Below are 18,130 nucleotides of genomic sequence, written 5' to 3'. Positions count from 1 at the left end.
ATGCGCTACTCCAACGAACACAAGCAGCAAACCCGTGAACGCTTGCTCGCCAGCAGCGGTGCGCTGGCCAAGCGCGGGGGCTTTGCCAGCACGGGCGTTGCCGGCTTGATGAAAGCCATTGGCCTGACCGGGGGGGCGTTCTACAACCACTTTCCGTCCAAGGATGACCTGTTCACCGAGGTGGTCCGGCAGGAACTCTGCAACAGCCCACTCGCCCGGCTGGCCAACCAAGGTGCCAGCCGCGAGCGCCTGGCCCGCTGCCTGCAGCAATACCTTAGCCTGGCGCACCTGCACAATGCCGAGCAGGGTTGCCCGTTGCCGCCGCTAGGGGTGGAGATAGCCCGCGCTGACGCCCCTGTGCGGGAAGTGGCCGAGCACTGGTTACTGCAGCTGCACCAGGCCTGGAGCGCCACCCTGGAGGATGAGCAGTTGGCCTGGGTATTGATCAGTCAGTGCGTGGGCGCGCTGCTGGTTGGCCGCATGCTGGTCAGCGAAAGCGTGCAAGGCCAGGTGCTTGGCGCCAGCCGCGCGTTTGTCGAACGCGCGCTGGAGGTCGACTGATCACGGGTTGGCTGGGGGTTGGCGAGTGCCCGCCGCAGCACGTTCAGCGCCTGCCAGAGCCTCTGGCAAACCCTGCTCACGGCTGGCGTATCGCTGCGCCAGCACCGCGCACACCATCAACTGGATCTGGTGGAACAGCATCAGCGGCAGGATCATCGCGCCAATGCCACTGCCCACGAACAGCACCTGCGCCATGGGTACACCGGTGGCCAGGCTTTTCTTCGAGCCGGCGAACAGGATGGTGATACGGTCCTCGAGGTCGAAGCCCAGCGCCTTGCCCAACAAGCGGGTAGCGAACAACACCACCGCCAGCAGAATGCCGCATACCGCGAACAACCCGGCCAGGTGCTGCGACGAAACCGTGTGCCACAGGCCGGTCACCACTGCCTCGCTGAAGGCGGTATACACCACCAGCAGAATCGACCCCTGGTCGACCACCTTGAGCCAGCGGGCATTGCGCTTGACCCAGGCGCCAATCCAGCGCCGCGCGATCTGCCCGGCCACGAATGGCACCAGCAGTTGCAAGGTGATCTTGAGGACCGCATCCAGGCCGGAGCCAGTATCGCCACTGGCGCCCAGCAACATCACCACCAGCAATGGGGTGAGGAAGATACCCAGCAGGCTGGACGCCGCCGCACTGCAGATGGCCGCCGGCACGTTGCCGCGGGCCAGCGAAGTGAAGGCGATGGCCGACTGCACGGTTGCGGGCAAGGCGCACAGGTACAGCACACCCAGGTACAGCTCATTGCCTACAAGTGGCACGAACAGCGGCTTGAACGCCAACCCCAGCAGCGGGAACAGCACGAACGTGCAGGAGAACACCAGCAGGTGCAGGCGCCAATGCCCGGCGCCTGCGATGATCGCCTCACGCGACAGCTTGGCACCGTGCAGGAAGAACAGCAGGCCGATGGCAAGGTTGGTCAGCCAGCCGAAGTACACCGCGCCGTCCCCCGAACAAGGCAATACGGTGGCAATGCAGACCACCCCGAGCAAGGCCAGGGTGAAATTGTCGAACAGCATGCGCAAATACTTCATCACGGCTCCCGTCTTGTCATTGTGCAAGGGCAGACGATAAGGTTTCCGGCTTTTCAGCGCTAACGCCGGAACCCCCTGGGGTATCGCTCAACGGACACCATGCATACAAGGAACCGCCCATGCCGCGCTTGCGCAAGGCTTTGATTGCCACCACCATCACGCTTGCCTTGGGCCATACCACCGCCCAGGCTCACGACCCGTTGCAGGCCAAGGTCGACCAGGTCGTCCGCCCGCTGATGCAGGAGCAAGGCATCAGCGGCATGGCGGTGGCCATTTATGCCCACGGCCATGCGCACTATTTCAGTTACGGCGTGGCCAGCAAGGCCGACAACGTGCCGGTAAGCCGCGACACGCTGTTCGAAATCGGCTCGTTGAGCAAGACCTATACCGCCACCTTGGCCGCGCTGGCCAGCGCGCAGGGCAAGCTGGACCTGTCGGCGCCGGCCAAGCGTTACCACCCGGCGTTGGCAGGCGCCCCTATTGGCGAGGCGTCCGTTCGCGACCTCGGTGCCTACAGCGCGGACTGCCTGCCGCTGCAGTTCCCGGATGACGTCCAGACGCCGCAGCAGGTCGTCGATTTCTTCCGGCACTGGCAACCACGCGCCAAACCCGGCACCCAGCGCTGCTACTCCAACCCTAGCCTGGGCCTGTTCGGCGACCTGGCCGCCCGCGCACAACAGCAATCGTTTTCGACACTGATGAGCGAAGGGCTGTTGGCACCGATGGGCCTGCGCGCCACCTATCTGCAGGTGCCCGCCAGCGCCCAAGGCCTGTACGCACAAGGTTACGATGCCGCCGACAAGCCGGTACGCGTCGGCCCCGGCCCCTATGCCGACGAAGCCTACGGGATCAAGACCAGCGCCCGCGACCTGCTGCGCTACGTGCGCCTGCACCTGCAACCGCAGGGCCTGCCACCAACGCTGCAGCAAGCCTTGAGCATTACCCGCCAAGGCTACTTTCAGGTCGGCGCCATGACCCAGGGCCTGGGTTGGGAGCGCTACCCCTACCCGGTCGCACTGGACACGCTGGTCGATGGCAACAGCCCAAGGCTGATCCGTGAACCACAGCCAGTCACGCGCTTGCAGCCAGCCCAGCCGGCGCTGCCTGCGGCCTGGTACAACAAGACCGGCTCCACCAATGGCTTTGGTGCCTACGCTGCGTTCGTGCCCGCCGAACAGCTGGCGGTGGTGTTGCTGGCCAACCGCAATTACCCCAATGAGGCCCGGGTCCGTGCCGCCTTTGCGATCCTTTCCGGCCTGTAGAAAAGCTGCGGATTGTCGAACAAATCGACACCATGTAGTGAAAAAAAATATTCACTACAAAATGGTTGACGCCGTTCATCGCCCTTGTGCATGATGAAGCCGTCCCCCTGATCGGGGGCGGTGGCAAGGGTATTCCAGACGGTCTGCGCGGTAACGCGGGCCGTTCGTGGAGCGGGAAACTGTCCAAAAGGCAGCGTGAGAAAGCCCCTGTTGCGATGCTGCTGTAGCAGCGTTGGTAGTGCGCTACACCGTGGTAGCGCCAACTGTGAAAATCACCTACGAATGGGTAATGGGGGCTTTATGATGAACTTGAACAACAATCCGACCATCGACCAATTGGCCCAGCTGTTCGCCGGCCGCAAAGACAGCCTCGACGACCACCTGCTGTGGGTCAGCCAAACCGGTGAAGTGCGCCTCGATCGCCTGCCACCGAATACCGTCGAAGCTGAATTTGAAGAGCACCTGCCCAGCATGCGTGCCCGCTTCAAGGTCTACCGTCGTGGCCAAGGCTACGTTGGCAAGAAGGCCGCCGCCGACACCGAGTTCGTTGGCCGTGTGCTGCAGACCCTGCAACAGGAATGGCCCGCTGCCCGTGAGCAGCAGGCAGTCAAGGTGATCGAACCGCTCAATTGAGGTTGCCACCGTTAGCAAAGCCCGGCCTGAACAGGCCGGGCTTTTTTCATGCCTGGCGCCGCTGGCGGCGGGCTGGCGGCAACGGCAATGCCCCTGTCGCCATGGCCCTGGCGCGGTCGACACCCCAAACCATGGCACGGGTCATGGTCTCGCCCGGCCGCGCGGGGTAGTACTCTTCCACCAGCGCCCGCCCATCCCCGGCATACAACCCCAGGAACAATTGCGTTGCGCCCAGGCGCGACAAGCGCACCTGCACATCCAGTGTGGTGCCATCGCTGAGCGCTTCGTCGTGGCTGCGGCTGTGTAGTTGGGCGTCCGCCCAGTGCCAATAAGTCTCTTCCCTGACGCGCATGTGCATCCAGTCCTCCGTTGCTCGAATGTGGCGTCAGCAAAGCACAGGCTTGGCGATCCGGCGAGTGTTACCCAATCATTTCATGAGGCGGGTCAACGAATGACCATAAAAAGTCCGCCGTCGGACAGTGTGGGGTTACTTCTTCAGCGGCACCCGCGGCATGAAGCGGCCCTTTTTGCTGCGCTGCAGATGGGCAGGCTGAAGCTGCTCGGAATCATCCAGGGTCATGTGGGCGAACCCCAGCCGGAATGCCGCCTGGCCGCAACGCACCTGGCTGTTGATCGGAAACGCATCGTTAAGGTCTTCGAAAAAAGATTCGCTCATGCCCTGTCTCCCTCAGCGGCAACGCGCCGGCAACCAGAAAAGTTGCCAAGTGACGCGGCCTGTAAAAGTGAGACTAGCCGGTCATTTACAGACCAGTCGGGCAAAACCCAGGCAGCCGACCAGTGGCAAACCGGCCTTCAGCGCAGGCGCACTGCGGTGCCGGTGACAAACACGACGACCATGCCGCCTTGTACCGAAGGCATGCTGATCTCGTAATCCACACCGACTACCGCGTCGGCTCGCAACTGCTGGGCGCGCGCCTTCAGCTCTTCGGTGGCCTGCTCGCGGGCCTCGCGCAGTGCGCTTTCCAGGGTCTGCGAGCGACCACCCAGCACGTCGCGAACACGGGTAAAGAAATCGCGGACGAAATTGATGCCCTGGACCGATTCGGCGCTGACCACGCCGAGGTATTCGGCAATCGGGCGGCCTTCAAGTTGACTGGTAGTGGAAATGATCATGCAAACGCTCCGTTGGCCTGGTCTCGAACAATGAGGCCGAGTCTAACAGAGCCGCACCTGAGCAACCGGCAATGGGGCCTTACCACCCGGTCAACGCTTCAGCCGTCACCACGCCCCCCACTAACCTCCTGTCAGGCGCTGGCCGCACGCAAGCGCTGGCCGATCCGCGCGCCGAATACGTTCACCAGCAGCCCGGCCATCACCAACACGGCGCCCCAGCCCTGAATTGCGGTCAGTCGTTCGCCCAGCAGCAATGCCGACGAACTCAAGCCGATCACCGGCACCAGCAGCGAAAAAGGCGCGACCTTACCGGCCGGGTGTCGCGACAACAGCTTGCTCCACAGGCTGTAGCCGATCATGGTGGCGACAAAAGCCAGGTACGCCAGCGCCAGCACCGAGCTGAGGCTGATGTTGGCAAGCGCATGGCCAATACGCTCTGGGCCTTCCAGCCACCAGGACAACGCCAGGAACGGCAACGGCGGGATCAACCCACCCCAGATCACCAGCGCCACCAGGTCAACCGAGCCAAAGCGCCGGGTAATAATGTTGCCCAGCCCCCACATGGCCCCGCCACACAATGTCAGCAGCAGCGCCACCATCGGCACGTGGCCACCGTCTTCGCTGCCGATCAGGGCCAGGCCACTGGCCGCCACCAGTAGCCCCAGCACACTGGCCAGGCGCAGCCGTTCACCGAGGAACAGCGCGGCGAAGCCGAGCGTGAAGAATGCCTGCGATTGCAGAACCAGCGAAGCCAGCCCTGGTGGCATGCCGCTGTACATGGCCTGGAAGAGAAAGGCGAACTGGCCCAGAGAAATGGTTGCGCCGTAGGCGATGAGCCAGCGCCAGGGCAATTTGGGGCGCCTGACCAGCAACACCGCGGGAAACGCCACCAGCAAAAAGCGCAGTGCCCCCAACAGCATCGGCGGCAAGCCGTCGAGGCCAACCTTGATGACTACAAAGTTGACTCCCCAGGCAACAATCACCACCAGGGCGATGAGTAGGTCCTTGAGCGGCACGGCAGCTTCCTTCTTCAGGCGTTCTAGACATATTTCGTTACAGCATAAGGCTATAACTCTGAAGAGGACCAGCACAGTTGTGGCCTAGGCTGGCGCAACAGTCCGACTGTTGCGTCAACCTGTAACGTTGATGCATAACGCAGAAAACCCGCGAACACTGCGTATTCGCGGGTTTCCAGTGCCCTTGAGCAGGGCACGATCAGCAGCGCGGACTTGCCGGCACCTGAGCCTTGCAAGCCTTATCGCTGTGCATCAAGCCGCTGCAAACAGCTCATTGGCGATCTGCGCCTGCGCGGCATCAAGCGCCTGTGTACGTTGCTCCGGGCCGTAGGCCAAGCCGTGAGCGCGCACGATTTCCAGGTCCGTGACACCAATGAAGCCCAGGAACACCTTGAGGAAGTCTTCATGCCCAGCACCCGTTGGCTGGCCAGCGTGCAGACCACCCGCGGTGGAAACCAGCACTACCTTCTTGTTACCGCAAAGCCCCTCGGGGCCCGCCTCGGTGTAGCGGAAGGTCTTGCCGGCCACGGCAACGCGGTCGATCCAGGCCTTGAGCTGGGTCGGCACGCTGAAGTTGTACATCGGCGCGCCTATCACCACGGCATCGGCGGCCAGGAATTCCTCCAGGGTCTCGGCACTGAGCTTGGCCTCGAATGCCTGGGCGGCGTCGCGTACGTCTTCCGGGGTGCCAGCGGCTACCAGCGTGGCAGCAGAGAAGTGTGCAATGGCATCGGCAGCCAGGTCGCGGTACACCACTTCAACGCTCGGGTCTGCGGCTTCCCAGGCTTCGACCACCTCGCGGCTCAACTGGCGGGATGCGGAATTGTCACCCAGGATGCTCGAATCGATGTGCAACAGTTTCATGGGACTCTCCTGTGAATGAAGACCGCATCTCTTGGCGATCACGATGGGCAGAATCCTACCGGAGTGATTAATGACTGATAAGCCGCAGAAAATGCGTTAGTTTGTCTCATGAGTGGAACAATGAGACCTGTTCATGCAAGACCTCAATGACCTTTTCTATTTCGCCCGCGTAGTGGAAGCCGGCGGTTTTGCTGCAGCGGGGCGCCAGCTGGGCATTCCCAAGTCACGCTTGTCCCGGCGCATCGCCGAGCTCGAAGAGCGCCTGGGCACCCGCCTGCTGCAGCGCACCACCCGGCAGTTGAAACTCACCGCAGTGGGCGAGCGCTACCTGCATCACTGCCAGGCCATGCTGCTGGAGGCGGAAGCCGCCGATGAAACGGTGGCCAGCATGAGCAGCGAACCACGCGGGCGCTTGCGTGTGTCCTGCCCCGTGGCGCTGGCCCACGCGTTTCTGCCGCAGGTGATCAGCCGCTTTCTCGAGCAGTATCCGCTGGTGCAGTTGGACATGGTACTGCTCAACCGCCGGGTGGACCTGATTTCCGAAGGTATCGACGTTGCCCTGCGCGTGCGCGACCTGGGCGATGAAGACCCGGCCTTGGTCACCCGCCGCCTGCGCCAGGCGCAAATGCAGCTGGTTGCCGCCCCAGGCTTCGCCGACCACATCCGCGACCCTGCCGAACTGGCGACGTTGCCGGTACTGGGCGCCGCCGAGGCAGACCGGCTGGTGCACTTTCGCCTGCTGGGCCCCAACGGCAAGCAACAGGACCTGGCCCTGGAGCCACGCCTGGCGATCGACGATTTCGTAGTACGTAATGCCGCTGTACGGGCTGGCTTGGGCTTTACTGCATTACCCAGCATGTTTTGCGAGGCGGAGCTGGAACGCGGCGAGCTGGTACGCCTGCTGCCTGAGTGGTCGCTGCCAGGTGGCTACCTGCAGGCGGTGTACCCGCACCGGCGCGGCCTGTTGCCGGCTGTACGGGTGTGGATCGACCATCTGGCGGCATCATTCGAGGCGTGTGGGGAGCGATACGTATGAACGCGAACATGAGCGAAGCCGAAGTAGCGGCATTCTGCCTGGAGCTGCCGGGTGCCCAGGAAGACTACAAGTGGGGCGGTATCCGGGTTTTCTCGGTGGCCGGCAACAAGATGTTCGCGGTACTCGACCTGGCCGGCGCAGGGCTGTCGTTCAAGGTGGCCGACGATTTGTTTCTCGTCTATTGCGACCGCCCTGGAGTGCGACCTGCGCCTTACCTGGCACGGGCACGCTGGATCAGCATGGCGCCGCCCTACCCCATGGGCCGGGACGAATTGCGTGACTTGCTGCAGCGTTCGCACCAGCTGGTGGTGCGACGGTTACCGAAGCGGTTACAGGTGGGTTTGCTGCTGTAATACCGCCTGCCCCCCCCCCCGCTTCGGGACCGCACTTCACCCTAAAGGCAGAAAGCGCCCACCGAAAAACAGCCAGTCGGCCCAGAACACCTGGTGCAACAGCACAATCGCCCAGAACAGCAGCTGGTACGAAAGCTTGCGCGTCTTATGCCGGAACAGCTGCTGCGCCAGCAACGCACCCGGCCAGCCACCCAGCAGCTCGCTGGCATGCAGCACTTTCTCGGGCGTGCGCCAGGCCTGCTGACGTGCCTGGTGTTTGTCCTGCCAGTACAGCATGACGCTGACCAGGCTCATCGCCGGGTACAGCGCCAATGGCCACCACGCCTGGTCGAGCCAGGCCATGCGAGCCGCGCCCAGCCCTGGCAGCACGCACAACACGGCCAGAACCAGCAGTTTCAGGCGCAGGTTGCGTACCCCGTCCAGCGGCGCGGCACGCCGTAGCTCAGCCATGAACCGAGGTCCAGTTGACCCAGCCGAACTGCCAGGTAGCCAGGATGAACAGGCCGAACACGATGCGATACCAGGCAAACGCGGCATAGCTGTGGTTGGCAATGAACTTGAGCAGCGCACGCACGGCGATCATGGCGAAAATGAACGACGTGACGAAACCGATGGCGAACACCGGCAAGTCATCCGGTTGGAACAGGTGGCGGTACTTGTAGCCCGAATACACGGCCGCGCCGATCATGGTCGGCATGGCGAGAAAGAACGAGAACTCGGTGGCCGCTTTGCGCGACAGACCGAACAGCAGCCCGCCGATGATGGTCGAGCCCGAACGCGATGTGCCGGGGATCATCGCCAGGCACTGCACGAAGCCTATTTTCAGCGCATGGCTCCAACGCATGTCGTCGACATGGTCAACTTCTACCCGATGCGTGCGCCGCTCGGCCCACAACATGATCACCCCACCCACCACCAGCGCTGCCGCCACGGTGACCGGGTTGAACAGGTACTCGTGGATCAGGTCGGCGAACAGTACGCCCAGTACGACCGCAGGCAGGAATGCCAACAACAGGTTACCGGTAAAGCGCCGTGCCTTGGGTTGGCTGCGCAAGCCGAAAACCACTTCGCAGATCCTGCTGCGAAACTCCCACATCACGGCCAGGATCGCAGCCAGCTGGATGATGATGTTGAAAGCCATGGCCCGTTCACCGCCAAAACCGATCACGTCGGCGACGATGATCTGGTGGCCGGTACTGGAAATCGGCAGAAACTCCGTCAGCCCCTCTACTACGCCCAAGATGATTGCCTGGAAGGCAGTCCAAAAATCCATCATTCCCCCGGTGGAGCGCTGCTCGCAGCAGGCTCCTTGTTCTTGATCTATTGACGATTGCCGCACGCGGACCGGCTTTTTACAGCGACTGTTGGGACCAGCGCCAGTGGAAAAGTTCACGGCGGCTAAAGGTTTCATCTTGCACGGCCGAAATCCTGTCAGAGCACCTTTGCAAATCAGTTACGCAACCTTCTGCAGACTGTGACAAAGATAGCACTTAGCCATTAGTCGAGTGGGGCATGGCTGCAAACCGTGCTTGGATGCAGCTGAATAAAAAGAACAATGGGGGAGCGGCTGGATGAACACTTTGAGATCAATGTCGATCAGCCAACGCCTGTGGCTGATCCTGGTGGTGGCGGTGGCCATGCTGGTGGTGCTGGGGCTGCTGATGCTGCGCCAGATCCACGGCGACCTGTACCAGGCCAAGGCCGAAAAGACCCGCCATGTGGTGGAAACCGCTGCAGGGGTACTGGCCTATTACCAAGGGCTGGAGGCAGCCGGCACGCTCAGCCGTGAAGCCGCCCAGCAGCAAGCGCTGCAAGTTGTCCGGGGGCTGCGCTACGACCACGACGATTATTTCTGGATCAACGACTTGGGGCCGAAGATGATCATGCATCCGACCAACCCCAAGCTCGACGGCCAGGACCTGTCAGCCATCCGCGACCCCGACGGCTTTGCCGTGTTCAATGAGATGGTCGCCCTGGCGCGCCAGCACGACGCGGGCCCGGTCAACTACCGCTGGCCCAAGCCCGGGGCGAGCGAGCCGGTGGCCAAGACCTCCTACATACAGCTGTTCAAACCATGGGGCTGGATCATCGGGTCGGGCGTGTACGTCGATGACGTGCAGGCCGAATTCGCCCGCCAGTTGCGCGATGCCTCGCTGGTTGGCCTGGGCATTGCCCTGCTGATGGCGCTGGTGGTGATGCTGATCGCCCGCAGCATTGCCCGCCCCCTTCAGGAAGCGGTGCAGGCCATGGGCAACATCGCCAGTGGCGAAAGTGACCTGACCCGGCGCCTGGACACCCATGGTCGCGACGAAATCACCCGCCTTGGTGAACACTTCAACCGCTTCAATGGCAAGCTGCAGGGCGTGGTCGGCCAATTGCAAGGGGCCGCCCATGCGCTGGCCCAGTCGGCCGGGCATGTGGGTGACAATGCCGGGGCCGCCGAGCAGCGCAGTGCCCAGCAGTCGTTGCAGATGGACCAGGTGGCTACCGCCGTGAACGAAGTGACCTACGCCGTGCAGGACGTGGCCAAGACGGCCGAACAGGCTGCCGGGGAAATGCACAGCGCCCAACTGCAGGTCACGCAGGGCCAGCAAGCCATCCACGGCAGCCTGGCGCAGATCGACCGGCTGTCGCTGACCATCGACCAGGCTGTGCAAGTGATCCGCGACCTGGCCGGGCACAGCACGCGCATCGGCGGCGTGCTCGACGTGATCCGTTCGATTGCCGAGCAAACCAACCTGCTGGCGCTGAACGCCGCCATCGAGGCGGCCCGGGCCGGGGAGCAAGGCCGCGGCTTTGCCGTGGTCGCCGACGAGGTGCGCCTGCTGGCACAGCGCACCGCGCAGTCCACGGCCGAGATCCATACCATGATCGAGCACCTGCAAAGCCAGTCGGACGCCGCTGTGCGGGCAATCGACACCAGCAGCGAGGCCTCGCGCCAGACCGTCGAACAGGCCCGCGAGGCCGGCGCCAGCCTGGACGCCATCAACCAGGCGCTGAACAACCTCACCGCCTTGAATGCGTCCATTGCCAGTGCCACCCTGCAGCAGGCGCATGTGGTCGAAGAGATCAACCGCAACGTACTGGACACTGCTGGGCTGTCCCAGCAAACCGCCGATGCGGCGCGCCAGTCCAGCGATGCGGGGGTGGCCTTGGGCCAGTTGAGCGAAGAACTGGAGCAGTTACTGCGCCAGTTCCGCGTGTAGTACGGGCTGCCGGCGGGCGCGGCTACACCTTCGCCCGCCGAACAGCTACAATCGCGCCCCTTCCCCGCAGCCTCCAAGGATCGCCGATGTCCGGCCTTGAACTCATCGCCGCCGTCCTCGGCGTCATCGCTGTCTGGCTCACGGTCAAGCAGAACGCCTGGTGCTGGCCGATCGGCCTGGTCATGGTGCTGATCTATGGCTGGCTGTTCTATGAGGTGAAGCTGTATTCGGGCATGTTGCTGCAACTGGCCTACGCCCTCCTGCAACTGTACGGCTGGTGGCAATGGCAACGCCCCGACCGCGCTGAAGACGCCCGCCAGGTCTCGCGCTTGCAAGGCCCGGCGCTATTTGCCGGCCTGGCCGTCGGGGTGCTGCTGAGTGCCGCCCTGGGCGCGGCCATGGCCCACTGGACCGACGCCGCCATGCCGTGGCTGGACGCGACCCTGACCGGCTTCAGCCTGGTGGCACAACTGTGGATGGCGCAAAAGCGCCTGCAATGCTGGGCCCTCTGGGTTGTGGTCGACACCCTGTATGTCGGCCTGTACCTGCACCAGCAGCTGTATTTCACGGCAGGCTTGTTCGCCGTTTTGACCCTCATAGCCGTACGCGGCTGGCTGGAATGGCGGCGAGACCCGGCATTGGTGCAGCCATGAGCACGGTGCAGGCGACGAAAGTACTGGTGCTGTGCGGCCCCGAGTCCAGCGGCAAAAGCTGGCTCAGCGGGGTGATCCAGGCGCATTTTGGCGGTTTGGTGGTGGCCGAATACGTGCGTCACTTCATCGAGCAGGAGCGCCGCGATACCTGCTACGCCGATATCCCCAGCATTGCCCGTGGCCAACTGGCATGGGAAGACCAGGCCCGCGAGCAGGCGCCCCCCTTGCTGATCCTCGACACCCACCTGCTCAGCAACATGCTCTGGAGCCATGCCCTGTTCGGCGACTGCCCGGCCTGGCTGGAACAGGCCCTGCTCGCCCGGCATTACGACCTGCATCTTTTGCTAAGCCCACAAGGCGTGGAATGGGTCGCCGACGGCCAGCGCAGCCAGCCGGACGTGCGCGATCGGCAACGCTTTTTCGAAGACAGCCGGGCCTGGTTGCAGCAGCATGGCCAGCCCCACCAGATAATTGAAGGGAGTTGGCCACAGCGCCAGTTGTTGGCCCTGGAAGCGGTGGCTAGGCTCCTTGATAGCGATAAGCCAGCCTACCCTGCCGAGTGTTAAGCCACTGACACAGCCCCCTGCGGTACAACCCCCGAAACCAGGCGGCTGCTCCCACTAGCAGGGTGAGTGTCAAGCGGGTGAAACACCGCTGCGAAATCTCCCTTCAGGCGACGCCACAGCAGGCCCGCCCGGCCATGCCGGTGTGCAACTGTTTCACGGCTGACACACCACACACCACCTGCGTCTTAGCTGTCATCGCCAAGCGCCTGATTTTCATACCAATTCAAAAAGCGGCACACCTTCTGCTCTGTCCTTCGCATCGCTGATCAGGCCCAGCGCTCAAAGAAGGAAGTGCCGTCGTGAGGAAAACAGCCAACCACCTTTATCACGCCTTGCTGATGGGCTGCGTACTGGGGTCACTGAGCCTGACGGCGCAGGCCGACAAGGGGATCATCACCATCACCCGCGACGTGCAGGTGCGCAACGCAACCGTTCCCCCCCTGCGGCCCGATCCCAATCCGACCACGGTCAACGCCAACCCCTCTGCCTATGTGCTCAAGCAGACCAACGAGCTGAGCGACGGCGACTTCGCCGCCATCAGCAGCGGCGCTGGCATCAGCAACATGATCACCCAGCAGACCAACAACCTGGGCGGCAACCTCGGCAACCAGAACCAGTTGCCCAACCTGGCCGGCGGCCGCGGTACCGGTGGTTCCGGTAACGGCATCGCCAACATGGTCAACTCCAGCGTGCAACGTGGCCTGGCGCCGCTGCAAATCCTGACCGGCGGGGGCAAGTGAGATGAAGTACATGCTGCTGATGCTGGCTGCGGTGTGCAGTGCGCCCGCCTTCGCCCAGTCCCCCGTTCCGGTCATCAACAACGCTGACATCGACAGTTCCGGCAGCCGCTACCAAGGCAACCTCAGCGTCAACCAGGCCGCCGGGGACCAGCAGCAGCAGGCCAATGCCCGCGCCATCGCCGTTGGCCCCGAGGCCAACGCCAGTACCCAGATCCGCCAACAGCTCAACACCCCCGCCGACCCGAGGATGGACGCCCGCGCGACCATTCAGGGCAACGCGTTCAGTAACGGCAGCGGCGCCCTGGGGGTGAACCAGAGTGCAGGCGCCAACACCCAGCAAGCCAATGCCATGCGCATCAGCATTGGCGCACAACCGCAAAGCATCGACGACAGCGTCCTCATGCAACAGAACGTGACGCTGCACAACAACTCCGGAGCAACGGATATCCCAGCCGGCTATCGCCAGGTCACCACCAGTGACCAGGCCTTCACCGGTAGCCGTGGGGTGATCCAGTTGAACCAGAGTGCCGGGGTGGGAAACCGCATGGCCAACACCTTGAGCATCCGGGTCGCGGACTGACCCTTTCAGTTAAGAACGACACTTAACCTACTAGAGTACGGAGAATCACCATGAAACCCTCGATGGCAATCAAGCCTCTGGTTTTCGCAATTGCTGCGGTCATGGCTGTTGCTGTACAAGCTGGGCAAAACGACCGGCGCGGTGACTACCATAATGGCAACAACAATGGCCAGCACACGCCTCCTGCCACCAAGATCCCGGTGTATGCAACCGCCAATGCCTGGGACACTCAAACCAGTACCAACAACCGCATCACCAACCAAGGCACCATCAACGAAGCCGAGATGAGCGACTCGGGCACCGGCTCCAGCGGCAACGTCGGCATCAACGTCGCGGCCGGTAACGGCAACCAGCAGGACAACGCTGCAGCCATCGCCAACGCCGGCTCCGAATCGAGCCTGGACAACAGCTTCGTGTTCGGCATGGCCAACGCCACGGCCGACGTGGTGCAAACCAGCCGCAGCAACCGGGTAGACAACTACTCGACGCAATCGTCGGCGCTGATGAGCGGCTCGGCCAGCGGGGCTGAAGGCAACATCGGCATCAACGTGGCCGGTGGCGACCTCAACCAGCAGAAAAACACCATGGCCATCGCCAACACCGGCGCCCCATTGGGCAACGCCACGGCGACCGCCTCCGCCAACCAGTCCGGCCCAGGCCTGACGGTGAACAACAGCGCCGACCGCACCTACCGGGTAGACACGCTGACCTTCACCACTTCGGCCAGCGGCTCGAGCTCGCGTGACGGCACCTTCAACTCGAGCGATGACCGCAGCGCGTCGTCGAGCTTCAGCGTGGCCGGCTCGCAAAGCGCCAGCAACAGCGGCTCCAGCGGCTGGAACTCCAGCGGTTCGAGCAGCGCCAACGCCAGTGGCTCCAACAGTGCCAGCGCCAGCGGTTCCAACAGCTGGGGCATGAACGGTTCGGCCAGCGGTTCCAACAGCTCGTCCAGCAGTGCCAGCCTGAACGCCAGCCTGGCTGCAGCAGCCGACGCGACCCGCACGGTCACCACCGACGACGGCCGCCGCGAACGCTCGCGCACCAGCAGCTTCGATGGTTCGCTGAACGCCTCGCTGAACGCCTCGATCGACAAGTCGCACGAAAGTGCCTATGACTCGTCCTTCGAGAAGGCATTCGACTCGAACTACGACAAGTCGCACCAGTCCTCCTACGACAAGTCGCGCGATTCTTCGTACACCAAGTCTCATGAGTCCTCGTACGAAAACGCTTCCGCCTCTGACTTCTCCAAGTCTGGCGAGCAATCGCATCAGTCCTCCAACGACGTCGCCAAGAGCTACAGCGAAAGCAGTGCTTACGACTTGAGCAATACCGTGTCCTTCCAAGTGCTGACCCCGACCGGCTGGGCCAACCCTGTTACCAACACTGCAACCCTTAGCGGTTCGGTCAACGGTGGCAGCGGCAACCTGGGCGTGAACGTGGCCGCCGGTGTAGGCAACCAGCAGAGCAACTCGCTGGCCATCTCCAACACCTCGTTCTAACGCTGCAATCAAGGCCCCCTTCGGGGGGCCTTTCTTCAACAGAACAAGAAGGCATCCGATCATGCGCATTATCGCCTTGGCGTTTTTACTGTGCCTGGCCAGCGTGAGCGAAGCTGCACAAATGCCGCTGGCGGTATTGCCGGGCGGCGCCGTGGTGTTCAAACCCCTGCAAAGCGTGCGCGAGCGCAAGTTCGCCGACCTGGTGCAACAGAAAACCGACTTCAGCTGCGGTGCTGCTGCCCTGGCGACCATCCTGCGCCAGGCCTACTGGCTGGATGTGGACGAACACCAGATCATCGAAGGCATGCTGGCCCACGCCGACCAGGACCTGGTGCGCACCCAGGGCTTTTCGATGCTCGACATGAAGCGCTACGTGGAAAGCCTGGGCATGCGTGCCCGCGGCTACCGTGTAGCGCCCGATACCCTGCACAGCGTGCGCATTCCGGTGGTGGTGTTGATGGATGTGCGTGGCTACAAGCACTTCGTGGTCATGCAGAAAGTCGACAAGGGCTGGGTGTATGTCGGTGACCCAGTGCTGGGCCACAGGCGCTACAAGGTAGACGACTTCCTCAAGGGCTGGAACGGCATCATCTTCGCCGTGATCGGCCAGGGTTATGACAAGAACAATGTCTTGCTCGACCCGCCTCTGCCGCTGACCGCCAAGGGTCGAGTGAACAACTTCACCCCGGTGCAGGACGCAGAGCTGCTGGACTTTGGCTTCATCAAAAGCGACTTCTTCTAACGATACGTCCAATGATAAGGAGCATGACGCTCCCGGGAGCCCGCCATGAACAACCCCTTCCTGCTGGCATTGGCCTGCCTGGCTGCCAGCCTGCCGGTTCATGCAGAAACGTTCAAACCCATCGAACTGAAGGACCAGGAACTGGCAACTTTGCGTGGTCGCTACGTGATGCCGGGGCGCATCGTGAGCTTCGGCATCGTCATGAGCAGCACCTGGCAAAATGCCAAAGGCGACGTGATTGGCGCCAGCAGCAGCCTGCAGGTGCAAGCGTCGACAATCAAGCCACAATTCTACGTGTCGACGATCAATGAAAAAGGCACCGGCAGCGCGGCTGGGGCGGCCGCTGCGTCCGGGACCGGCAGCGTGACCGGCGGTGCCGGGCTGGCCACCAGCGAGGGCGTCACCCAGGTAGTGCGCGCCGCCGGTGATAACAACGGCGCATACAACAACGTCGACATCAACGTCACCAAGGCCAACCAGGCACCGGTGGTGCAACAGCAGGGCCAGGCGCTGGCCGCAGGCCAGACCCTGAACGCAGAAAACGGCGCCGGTTCGCTGAGCGTATCGGCCAGCGGCGTGGGCGTGCAGCTGAACATCAACGCCAGCAACAACCAGGGCAGCAGCATGCAACGCCTGGCCCAGGGCGGCCTGATGCAGAACACCACGCTGCTGGGCAACGGCAACCTGGTCAGCAATGTCACCTCCCTCAATGTGGTCATGCGCGAGAGCGTGCCGACAGCGGCTTCGCTCAATGGCAGCCTCGATCAGCTCAAAGGCCTTCGCACTTTCGGATACTGATCTACGCTCAGTCTCATCAAAAGTAGTTGGAAGGGACGGCAACTCCATGCACCGATCTTTTACGCTCAAGGCTTTTGTTTGTCTGACTACCCTGGCTCCGGCCACATTGCTGTATGCCGCTGCCGACCCGCAGGTCGAGGCACTGAAGCAGGAACTGACCGAACTCAAGCGCCGGTATGAGGCCCAGCAGCAAGCGTTGATGGTGCTGGAACAACGCGTGCGCCAGGTTGAAGAAGCCCCGGCGGCGGCCCCACCCAAACGCCTGGTCAAGTCGCCTGCCGAAGGCGTGAAGGGTGGCCAGACGGTAGCGTCCGGCGCCCCTGGCACCACCGGCAGTTCCTATGGCCAGGCCCTGGCTGCCGACTCGGAGCCGGCGCAGAGCGTGTCCAACCTGTATGACGAGGCCAGCGGCTTCTTCGGTGGCGGCAAGTTCAGCTTCGAGACCGGCCTGACCTATACCCACTACGACACCCGTGCACTGACCCTCAACGGGTTCCTGGCGCTGGACTCGATTTTCCTGGGCAGCATCAACCTCGACCGCATCAAGGCCGACAACTGGACCTTGGACATGACCGCGCGCTACAACCTGGCGCAACGTTGGCAGTTCGACATCAACGTGCCGGTGGTGTACCGCGAATCCACCTACTCGTCCGGCGGTGCTGGCGGCTCGGGCGCGGCCACCTCCGATGCCACCGTCACGCGTGACCCGGAAATCGGCGATATCAACGTTGGCGTGGCCTACAAGTTCCTCGACGAAGACGAAACCTGGCCAGATGCCGTGGCCACCCTGCGGGTCAAGGCGCCGACCGGCAAGGACCCCTATGGCATCAAGCTGCGCGAGGTGGACGGCAACAACAACCTGGCGGTACCGGACAGCCTGCCGACGGGCAACGGCGTGTGGTCGATCACCCCAGGCATCTCGCTGGTCAAGACCTTTGACCCGGCCGTGCTGTTCGGCAGCCTGTCCTACACCTACAACATGCAGGACTCGTTCAGCGACATCAGCCCGCAGGTCAACAGCAAGGTGCCGGGCGACGTCAAGCTTGGCGACTCCTGGCAAATCGGCGGGGGCATCGCGTTCGCGCTCAACGAGAAGATGAGCATGTCGTTCTCGGTGTCGGACCAGTTTGCCCGCAAGAGCAAGATCAAACCGGATGGCGGTGACTGGCAGTCGATTTCCAACAGTGACTACAACGCCGCCAACTTCAACATCGGCCTGACCTTCGCCGCCAGCAACAACCTGACCATCGTGCCCAACTTGTCCATTGGACTCACCGACGACGCCCCGGACTTTTCCTTCAGCCTGAAATTCCCCTACTACTTCTGAACCTCGCCATCCGCCGGGCCCGCGACTACGGGCCCGGCTTTTGGTAACCACCCTTGTAGCGCCCGCCTTCCCGCCCGCCCGCCTGTTATCATTCAGCACAGTTTCATGACGATTCAATGGCAAAA

Annotated in this window: 22 protein-coding genes; 14 read left to right on the top strand and 8 right to left on the bottom strand. The window is 62.8% G+C overall.

The window, feature by feature from the left end; all coding sequences use genetic code 11:
* A complete protein-coding gene (locus EGJ22_RS01970; RefSeq protein WP_029884832.1) occupies positions 1–561 on the top strand; it encodes a TetR/AcrR family transcriptional regulator in 561 nt (186 codons plus the stop codon).
* Here EGJ22_RS01970 and EGJ22_RS01965 read toward each other — a convergent pair whose 3' ends face one another.
* Positions 562–1,596, bottom strand: coding sequence for a bile acid:sodium symporter family protein (locus tag EGJ22_RS01965; RefSeq protein WP_033744160.1), 1,035 nt, complete (start codon positions 1,594–1,596; stop codon positions 562–564). It lies immediately after the preceding gene.
* Positions 1,597–1,715: 119 nt separating this feature from the next.
* On the opposite strand from EGJ22_RS01965, the gene ampC reads away from it, so the two are divergent.
* Entirely contained in the window at positions 1,716–2,858 is a 1,143-nt protein-coding gene (gene ampC, locus EGJ22_RS01960) for a class C beta-lactamase (protein ID WP_029884830.1), read from the top strand.
* Positions 2,859–3,158: 300 nt separating this feature from the next.
* On the top strand, positions 3,159–3,491 hold the full coding sequence (locus tag EGJ22_RS01955) for a hypothetical protein (RefSeq protein WP_029884829.1): 333 nt from the start codon (positions 3,159–3,161) through the stop codon (positions 3,489–3,491).
* A 46-nt stretch (positions 3,492–3,537) separates the two neighbouring features.
* Here EGJ22_RS01955 and EGJ22_RS01950 read toward each other — a convergent pair whose 3' ends face one another.
* The 5 genes from EGJ22_RS01950 to EGJ22_RS01930 all read right to left on the bottom strand — a co-directional run bounded on the left by EGJ22_RS01950 (position 3,538) and on the right by EGJ22_RS01930 (position 6,505).
* Positions 3,538–3,849: a hypothetical protein gene (locus EGJ22_RS01950; RefSeq protein WP_009685438.1), complete on the bottom strand. Its 312-nt coding sequence runs from the start codon at positions 3,847–3,849 to the stop codon at positions 3,538–3,540.
* 129 nt (positions 3,850–3,978) lie between these two features.
* Positions 3,979–4,167 (bottom strand): hypothetical protein, encoded by a 189-nt coding sequence (locus EGJ22_RS01945; RefSeq protein ID WP_003253897.1) that lies wholly within the window; start codon positions 4,165–4,167, stop codon positions 3,979–3,981.
* A 137-nt stretch (positions 4,168–4,304) separates the two neighbouring features.
* Positions 4,305–4,625 carry a YbjQ family protein gene (locus EGJ22_RS01940; protein WP_009685439.1) on the bottom strand — a complete coding sequence of 107 codons (321 nt, stop codon included), beginning with the start codon at positions 4,623–4,625 and terminating at the stop codon, positions 4,305–4,307.
* Between the two features lie 131 nt (positions 4,626–4,756).
* A complete protein-coding gene (locus EGJ22_RS01935; RefSeq protein WP_029884828.1) occupies positions 4,757–5,641 on the bottom strand; it encodes an EamA family transporter in 885 nt (294 codons plus the stop codon).
* A gap of 252 nt (positions 5,642–5,893) precedes the next feature.
* A complete protein-coding gene (locus EGJ22_RS01930; RefSeq protein WP_029884827.1) occupies positions 5,894–6,505 on the bottom strand; it encodes an FMN-dependent NADH-azoreductase in 612 nt (203 codons plus the stop codon).
* 133 nt (positions 6,506–6,638) lie between these two features.
* Here EGJ22_RS01930 and EGJ22_RS01920 point away from each other — a divergent pair, with 133 nt between their 5' ends.
* Positions 6,639–7,541, top strand: coding sequence for a LysR substrate-binding domain-containing protein (locus tag EGJ22_RS01920; RefSeq protein WP_009685443.1), 903 nt, complete (start codon positions 6,639–6,641; stop codon positions 7,539–7,541).
* An 8-nt stretch (positions 7,542–7,549) separates the two neighbouring features.
* Complete coding sequence (locus tag EGJ22_RS01915; RefSeq protein WP_029884826.1) at positions 7,550–7,894, top strand: MmcQ/YjbR family DNA-binding protein; 345 nt, start codon at positions 7,550–7,552, stop codon at positions 7,892–7,894.
* 36 nt (positions 7,895–7,930) lie between these two features.
* Here EGJ22_RS01915 and EGJ22_RS01910 read toward each other — a convergent pair whose 3' ends face one another.
* A complete protein-coding gene (locus tag EGJ22_RS01910) occupies positions 7,931–8,344 on the bottom strand; it encodes a DUF1294 domain-containing protein (protein ID WP_009685445.1) in 414 nt (137 codons plus the stop codon).
* Positions 8,337–9,167, bottom strand: coding sequence for an undecaprenyl-diphosphate phosphatase (locus tag EGJ22_RS01905; protein WP_029884825.1), 831 nt, complete (start codon positions 9,165–9,167; stop codon positions 8,337–8,339). The genes EGJ22_RS01910 and EGJ22_RS01905 overlap by 8 nt, the downstream gene beginning before the upstream one ends.
* Positions 9,168–9,465: 298 nt before the next feature.
* On the opposite strand from EGJ22_RS01905, the gene mcpP reads away from it, so the two are divergent.
* From mcpP to EGJ22_RS01860, 9 genes are all read left to right on the top strand, one after another.
* Entirely contained in the window at positions 9,466–11,100 is a 1,635-nt protein-coding gene (gene mcpP, locus EGJ22_RS01900) for a methyl-accepting chemotaxis protein McpP (RefSeq protein WP_029884824.1), read from the top strand.
* An 86-nt stretch (positions 11,101–11,186) separates the two neighbouring features.
* Positions 11,187–11,753, top strand: a complete 567-nt coding sequence (gene pnuC, locus EGJ22_RS01895; RefSeq protein WP_029884823.1) for a nicotinamide riboside transporter PnuC — start codon at positions 11,187–11,189, stop codon at positions 11,751–11,753.
* Positions 11,750–12,319 (top strand): AAA family ATPase, encoded by a 570-nt coding sequence (locus EGJ22_RS01890; protein ID WP_009685449.1) that lies wholly within the window; start codon positions 11,750–11,752, stop codon positions 12,317–12,319. The genes pnuC and EGJ22_RS01890 overlap by 4 nt, the downstream gene beginning before the upstream one ends.
* A 338-nt stretch (positions 12,320–12,657) precedes the next feature.
* On the top strand, positions 12,658–13,059 hold the full coding sequence (locus EGJ22_RS01885; RefSeq protein WP_104148483.1) for a hypothetical protein: 402 nt from the start codon (positions 12,658–12,660) through the stop codon (positions 13,057–13,059).
* A 1-nt stretch (position 13,060) separates the two neighbouring features.
* On the top strand, positions 13,061–13,639 hold the full coding sequence (locus EGJ22_RS01880) for a hypothetical protein (protein WP_009685451.1): 579 nt from the start codon (positions 13,061–13,063) through the stop codon (positions 13,637–13,639).
* Between the two features lie 50 nt (positions 13,640–13,689).
* The gene (locus tag EGJ22_RS01875) at positions 13,690–15,138 is read left to right on the top strand and encodes a hypothetical protein (RefSeq protein ID WP_029884822.1); all 1,449 of its coding nucleotides are present in this window, start codon (positions 13,690–13,692) and stop codon (positions 15,136–15,138) included.
* Positions 15,139–15,199: 61 nt separating this feature from the next.
* Positions 15,200–15,880 carry a C39 family peptidase gene (locus tag EGJ22_RS01870; RefSeq protein WP_009685453.1) on the top strand — a complete coding sequence of 227 codons (681 nt, stop codon included), beginning with the start codon at positions 15,200–15,202 and terminating at the stop codon, positions 15,878–15,880.
* A 45-nt stretch (positions 15,881–15,925) separates the two neighbouring features.
* Positions 15,926–16,678 carry a hypothetical protein gene (locus EGJ22_RS01865; protein ID WP_029884821.1) on the top strand — a complete coding sequence of 251 codons (753 nt, stop codon included), beginning with the start codon at positions 15,926–15,928 and terminating at the stop codon, positions 16,676–16,678.
* Positions 16,679–16,724: 46 nt separating this feature from the next.
* On the top strand, positions 16,725–18,005 hold the full coding sequence (locus EGJ22_RS01860; RefSeq protein WP_029884820.1) for a hypothetical protein: 1,281 nt from the start codon (positions 16,725–16,727) through the stop codon (positions 18,003–18,005).
* Positions 18,006–18,130: the final 125 nt, after the last annotated feature.

It is taken from the genome of Pseudomonas sp. p99-361 (genome assembly GCF_003935475.1).
GTDB lineage: Bacteria > Pseudomonadota > Gammaproteobacteria > Pseudomonadales > Pseudomonadaceae > Aquipseudomonas > Aquipseudomonas juntendi.
Note: the sequence above shows the minus strand (reverse complement) of the source record. Positions and strands in the feature narration are given on the sequence as shown.

Excerpts from the sequence above, each read along its gene's own strand:
- EGJ22_RS01970 (WP_029884832.1), top strand. The coding sequence starts at position 1 with ATGCGCTACTCCAACGAACACAAGCAGCAAACCCGTGAACGCTTGCTC.
- EGJ22_RS01965 (WP_033744160.1), bottom strand. The coding sequence starts at position 1,596 with ATGAAGTATTTGCGCATGCTGTTCGACAATTTCACCCTGGCCTTGCTC.
- ampC (WP_029884830.1), top strand. The coding sequence starts at position 1,716 with ATGCCGCGCTTGCGCAAGGCTTTGATTGCCACCACCATCACGCTTGCC.
- EGJ22_RS01955 (WP_029884829.1), top strand. The coding sequence starts at position 3,159 with ATGATGAACTTGAACAACAATCCGACCATCGACCAATTGGCCCAGCTG.
- EGJ22_RS01950 (WP_009685438.1), bottom strand. The coding sequence starts at position 3,849 with ATGCACATGCGCGTCAGGGAAGAGACTTATTGGCACTGGGCGGACGCC.
- EGJ22_RS01945 (WP_003253897.1), bottom strand. The coding sequence starts at position 4,167 with ATGAGCGAATCTTTTTTCGAAGACCTTAACGATGCGTTTCCGATCAAC.
- EGJ22_RS01940 (WP_009685439.1), bottom strand. The coding sequence starts at position 4,625 with ATGATCATTTCCACTACCAGTCAACTTGAAGGCCGCCCGATTGCCGAA.
- EGJ22_RS01930 (WP_029884827.1), bottom strand. The coding sequence starts at position 6,505 with ATGAAACTGTTGCACATCGATTCGAGCATCCTGGGTGACAATTCCGCA.
- EGJ22_RS01920 (WP_009685443.1), top strand. The coding sequence starts at position 6,639 with ATGCAAGACCTCAATGACCTTTTCTATTTCGCCCGCGTAGTGGAAGCC.
- EGJ22_RS01915 (WP_029884826.1), top strand. The coding sequence starts at position 7,550 with ATGAGCGAAGCCGAAGTAGCGGCATTCTGCCTGGAGCTGCCGGGTGCC.
- EGJ22_RS01910 (WP_009685445.1), bottom strand. The coding sequence starts at position 8,344 with ATGGCTGAGCTACGGCGTGCCGCGCCGCTGGACGGGGTACGCAACCTG.
- EGJ22_RS01905 (WP_029884825.1), bottom strand. The coding sequence starts at position 9,167 with ATGGATTTTTGGACTGCCTTCCAGGCAATCATCTTGGGCGTAGTAGAG.
- mcpP (WP_029884824.1), top strand. The coding sequence starts at position 9,466 with ATGAACACTTTGAGATCAATGTCGATCAGCCAACGCCTGTGGCTGATC.
- pnuC (WP_029884823.1), top strand. The coding sequence starts at position 11,187 with ATGTCCGGCCTTGAACTCATCGCCGCCGTCCTCGGCGTCATCGCTGTC.
- EGJ22_RS01890 (WP_009685449.1), top strand. The coding sequence starts at position 11,750 with ATGAGCACGGTGCAGGCGACGAAAGTACTGGTGCTGTGCGGCCCCGAG.
- EGJ22_RS01885 (WP_104148483.1), top strand. The coding sequence starts at position 12,658 with ATGGGCTGCGTACTGGGGTCACTGAGCCTGACGGCGCAGGCCGACAAG.
- EGJ22_RS01880 (WP_009685451.1), top strand. The coding sequence starts at position 13,061 with ATGAAGTACATGCTGCTGATGCTGGCTGCGGTGTGCAGTGCGCCCGCC.
- EGJ22_RS01875 (WP_029884822.1), top strand. The coding sequence starts at position 13,690 with ATGAAACCCTCGATGGCAATCAAGCCTCTGGTTTTCGCAATTGCTGCG.
- EGJ22_RS01870 (WP_009685453.1), top strand. The coding sequence starts at position 15,200 with ATGCGCATTATCGCCTTGGCGTTTTTACTGTGCCTGGCCAGCGTGAGC.
- EGJ22_RS01865 (WP_029884821.1), top strand. The coding sequence starts at position 15,926 with ATGAACAACCCCTTCCTGCTGGCATTGGCCTGCCTGGCTGCCAGCCTG.
- EGJ22_RS01860 (WP_029884820.1), top strand. The coding sequence starts at position 16,725 with ATGCACCGATCTTTTACGCTCAAGGCTTTTGTTTGTCTGACTACCCTG.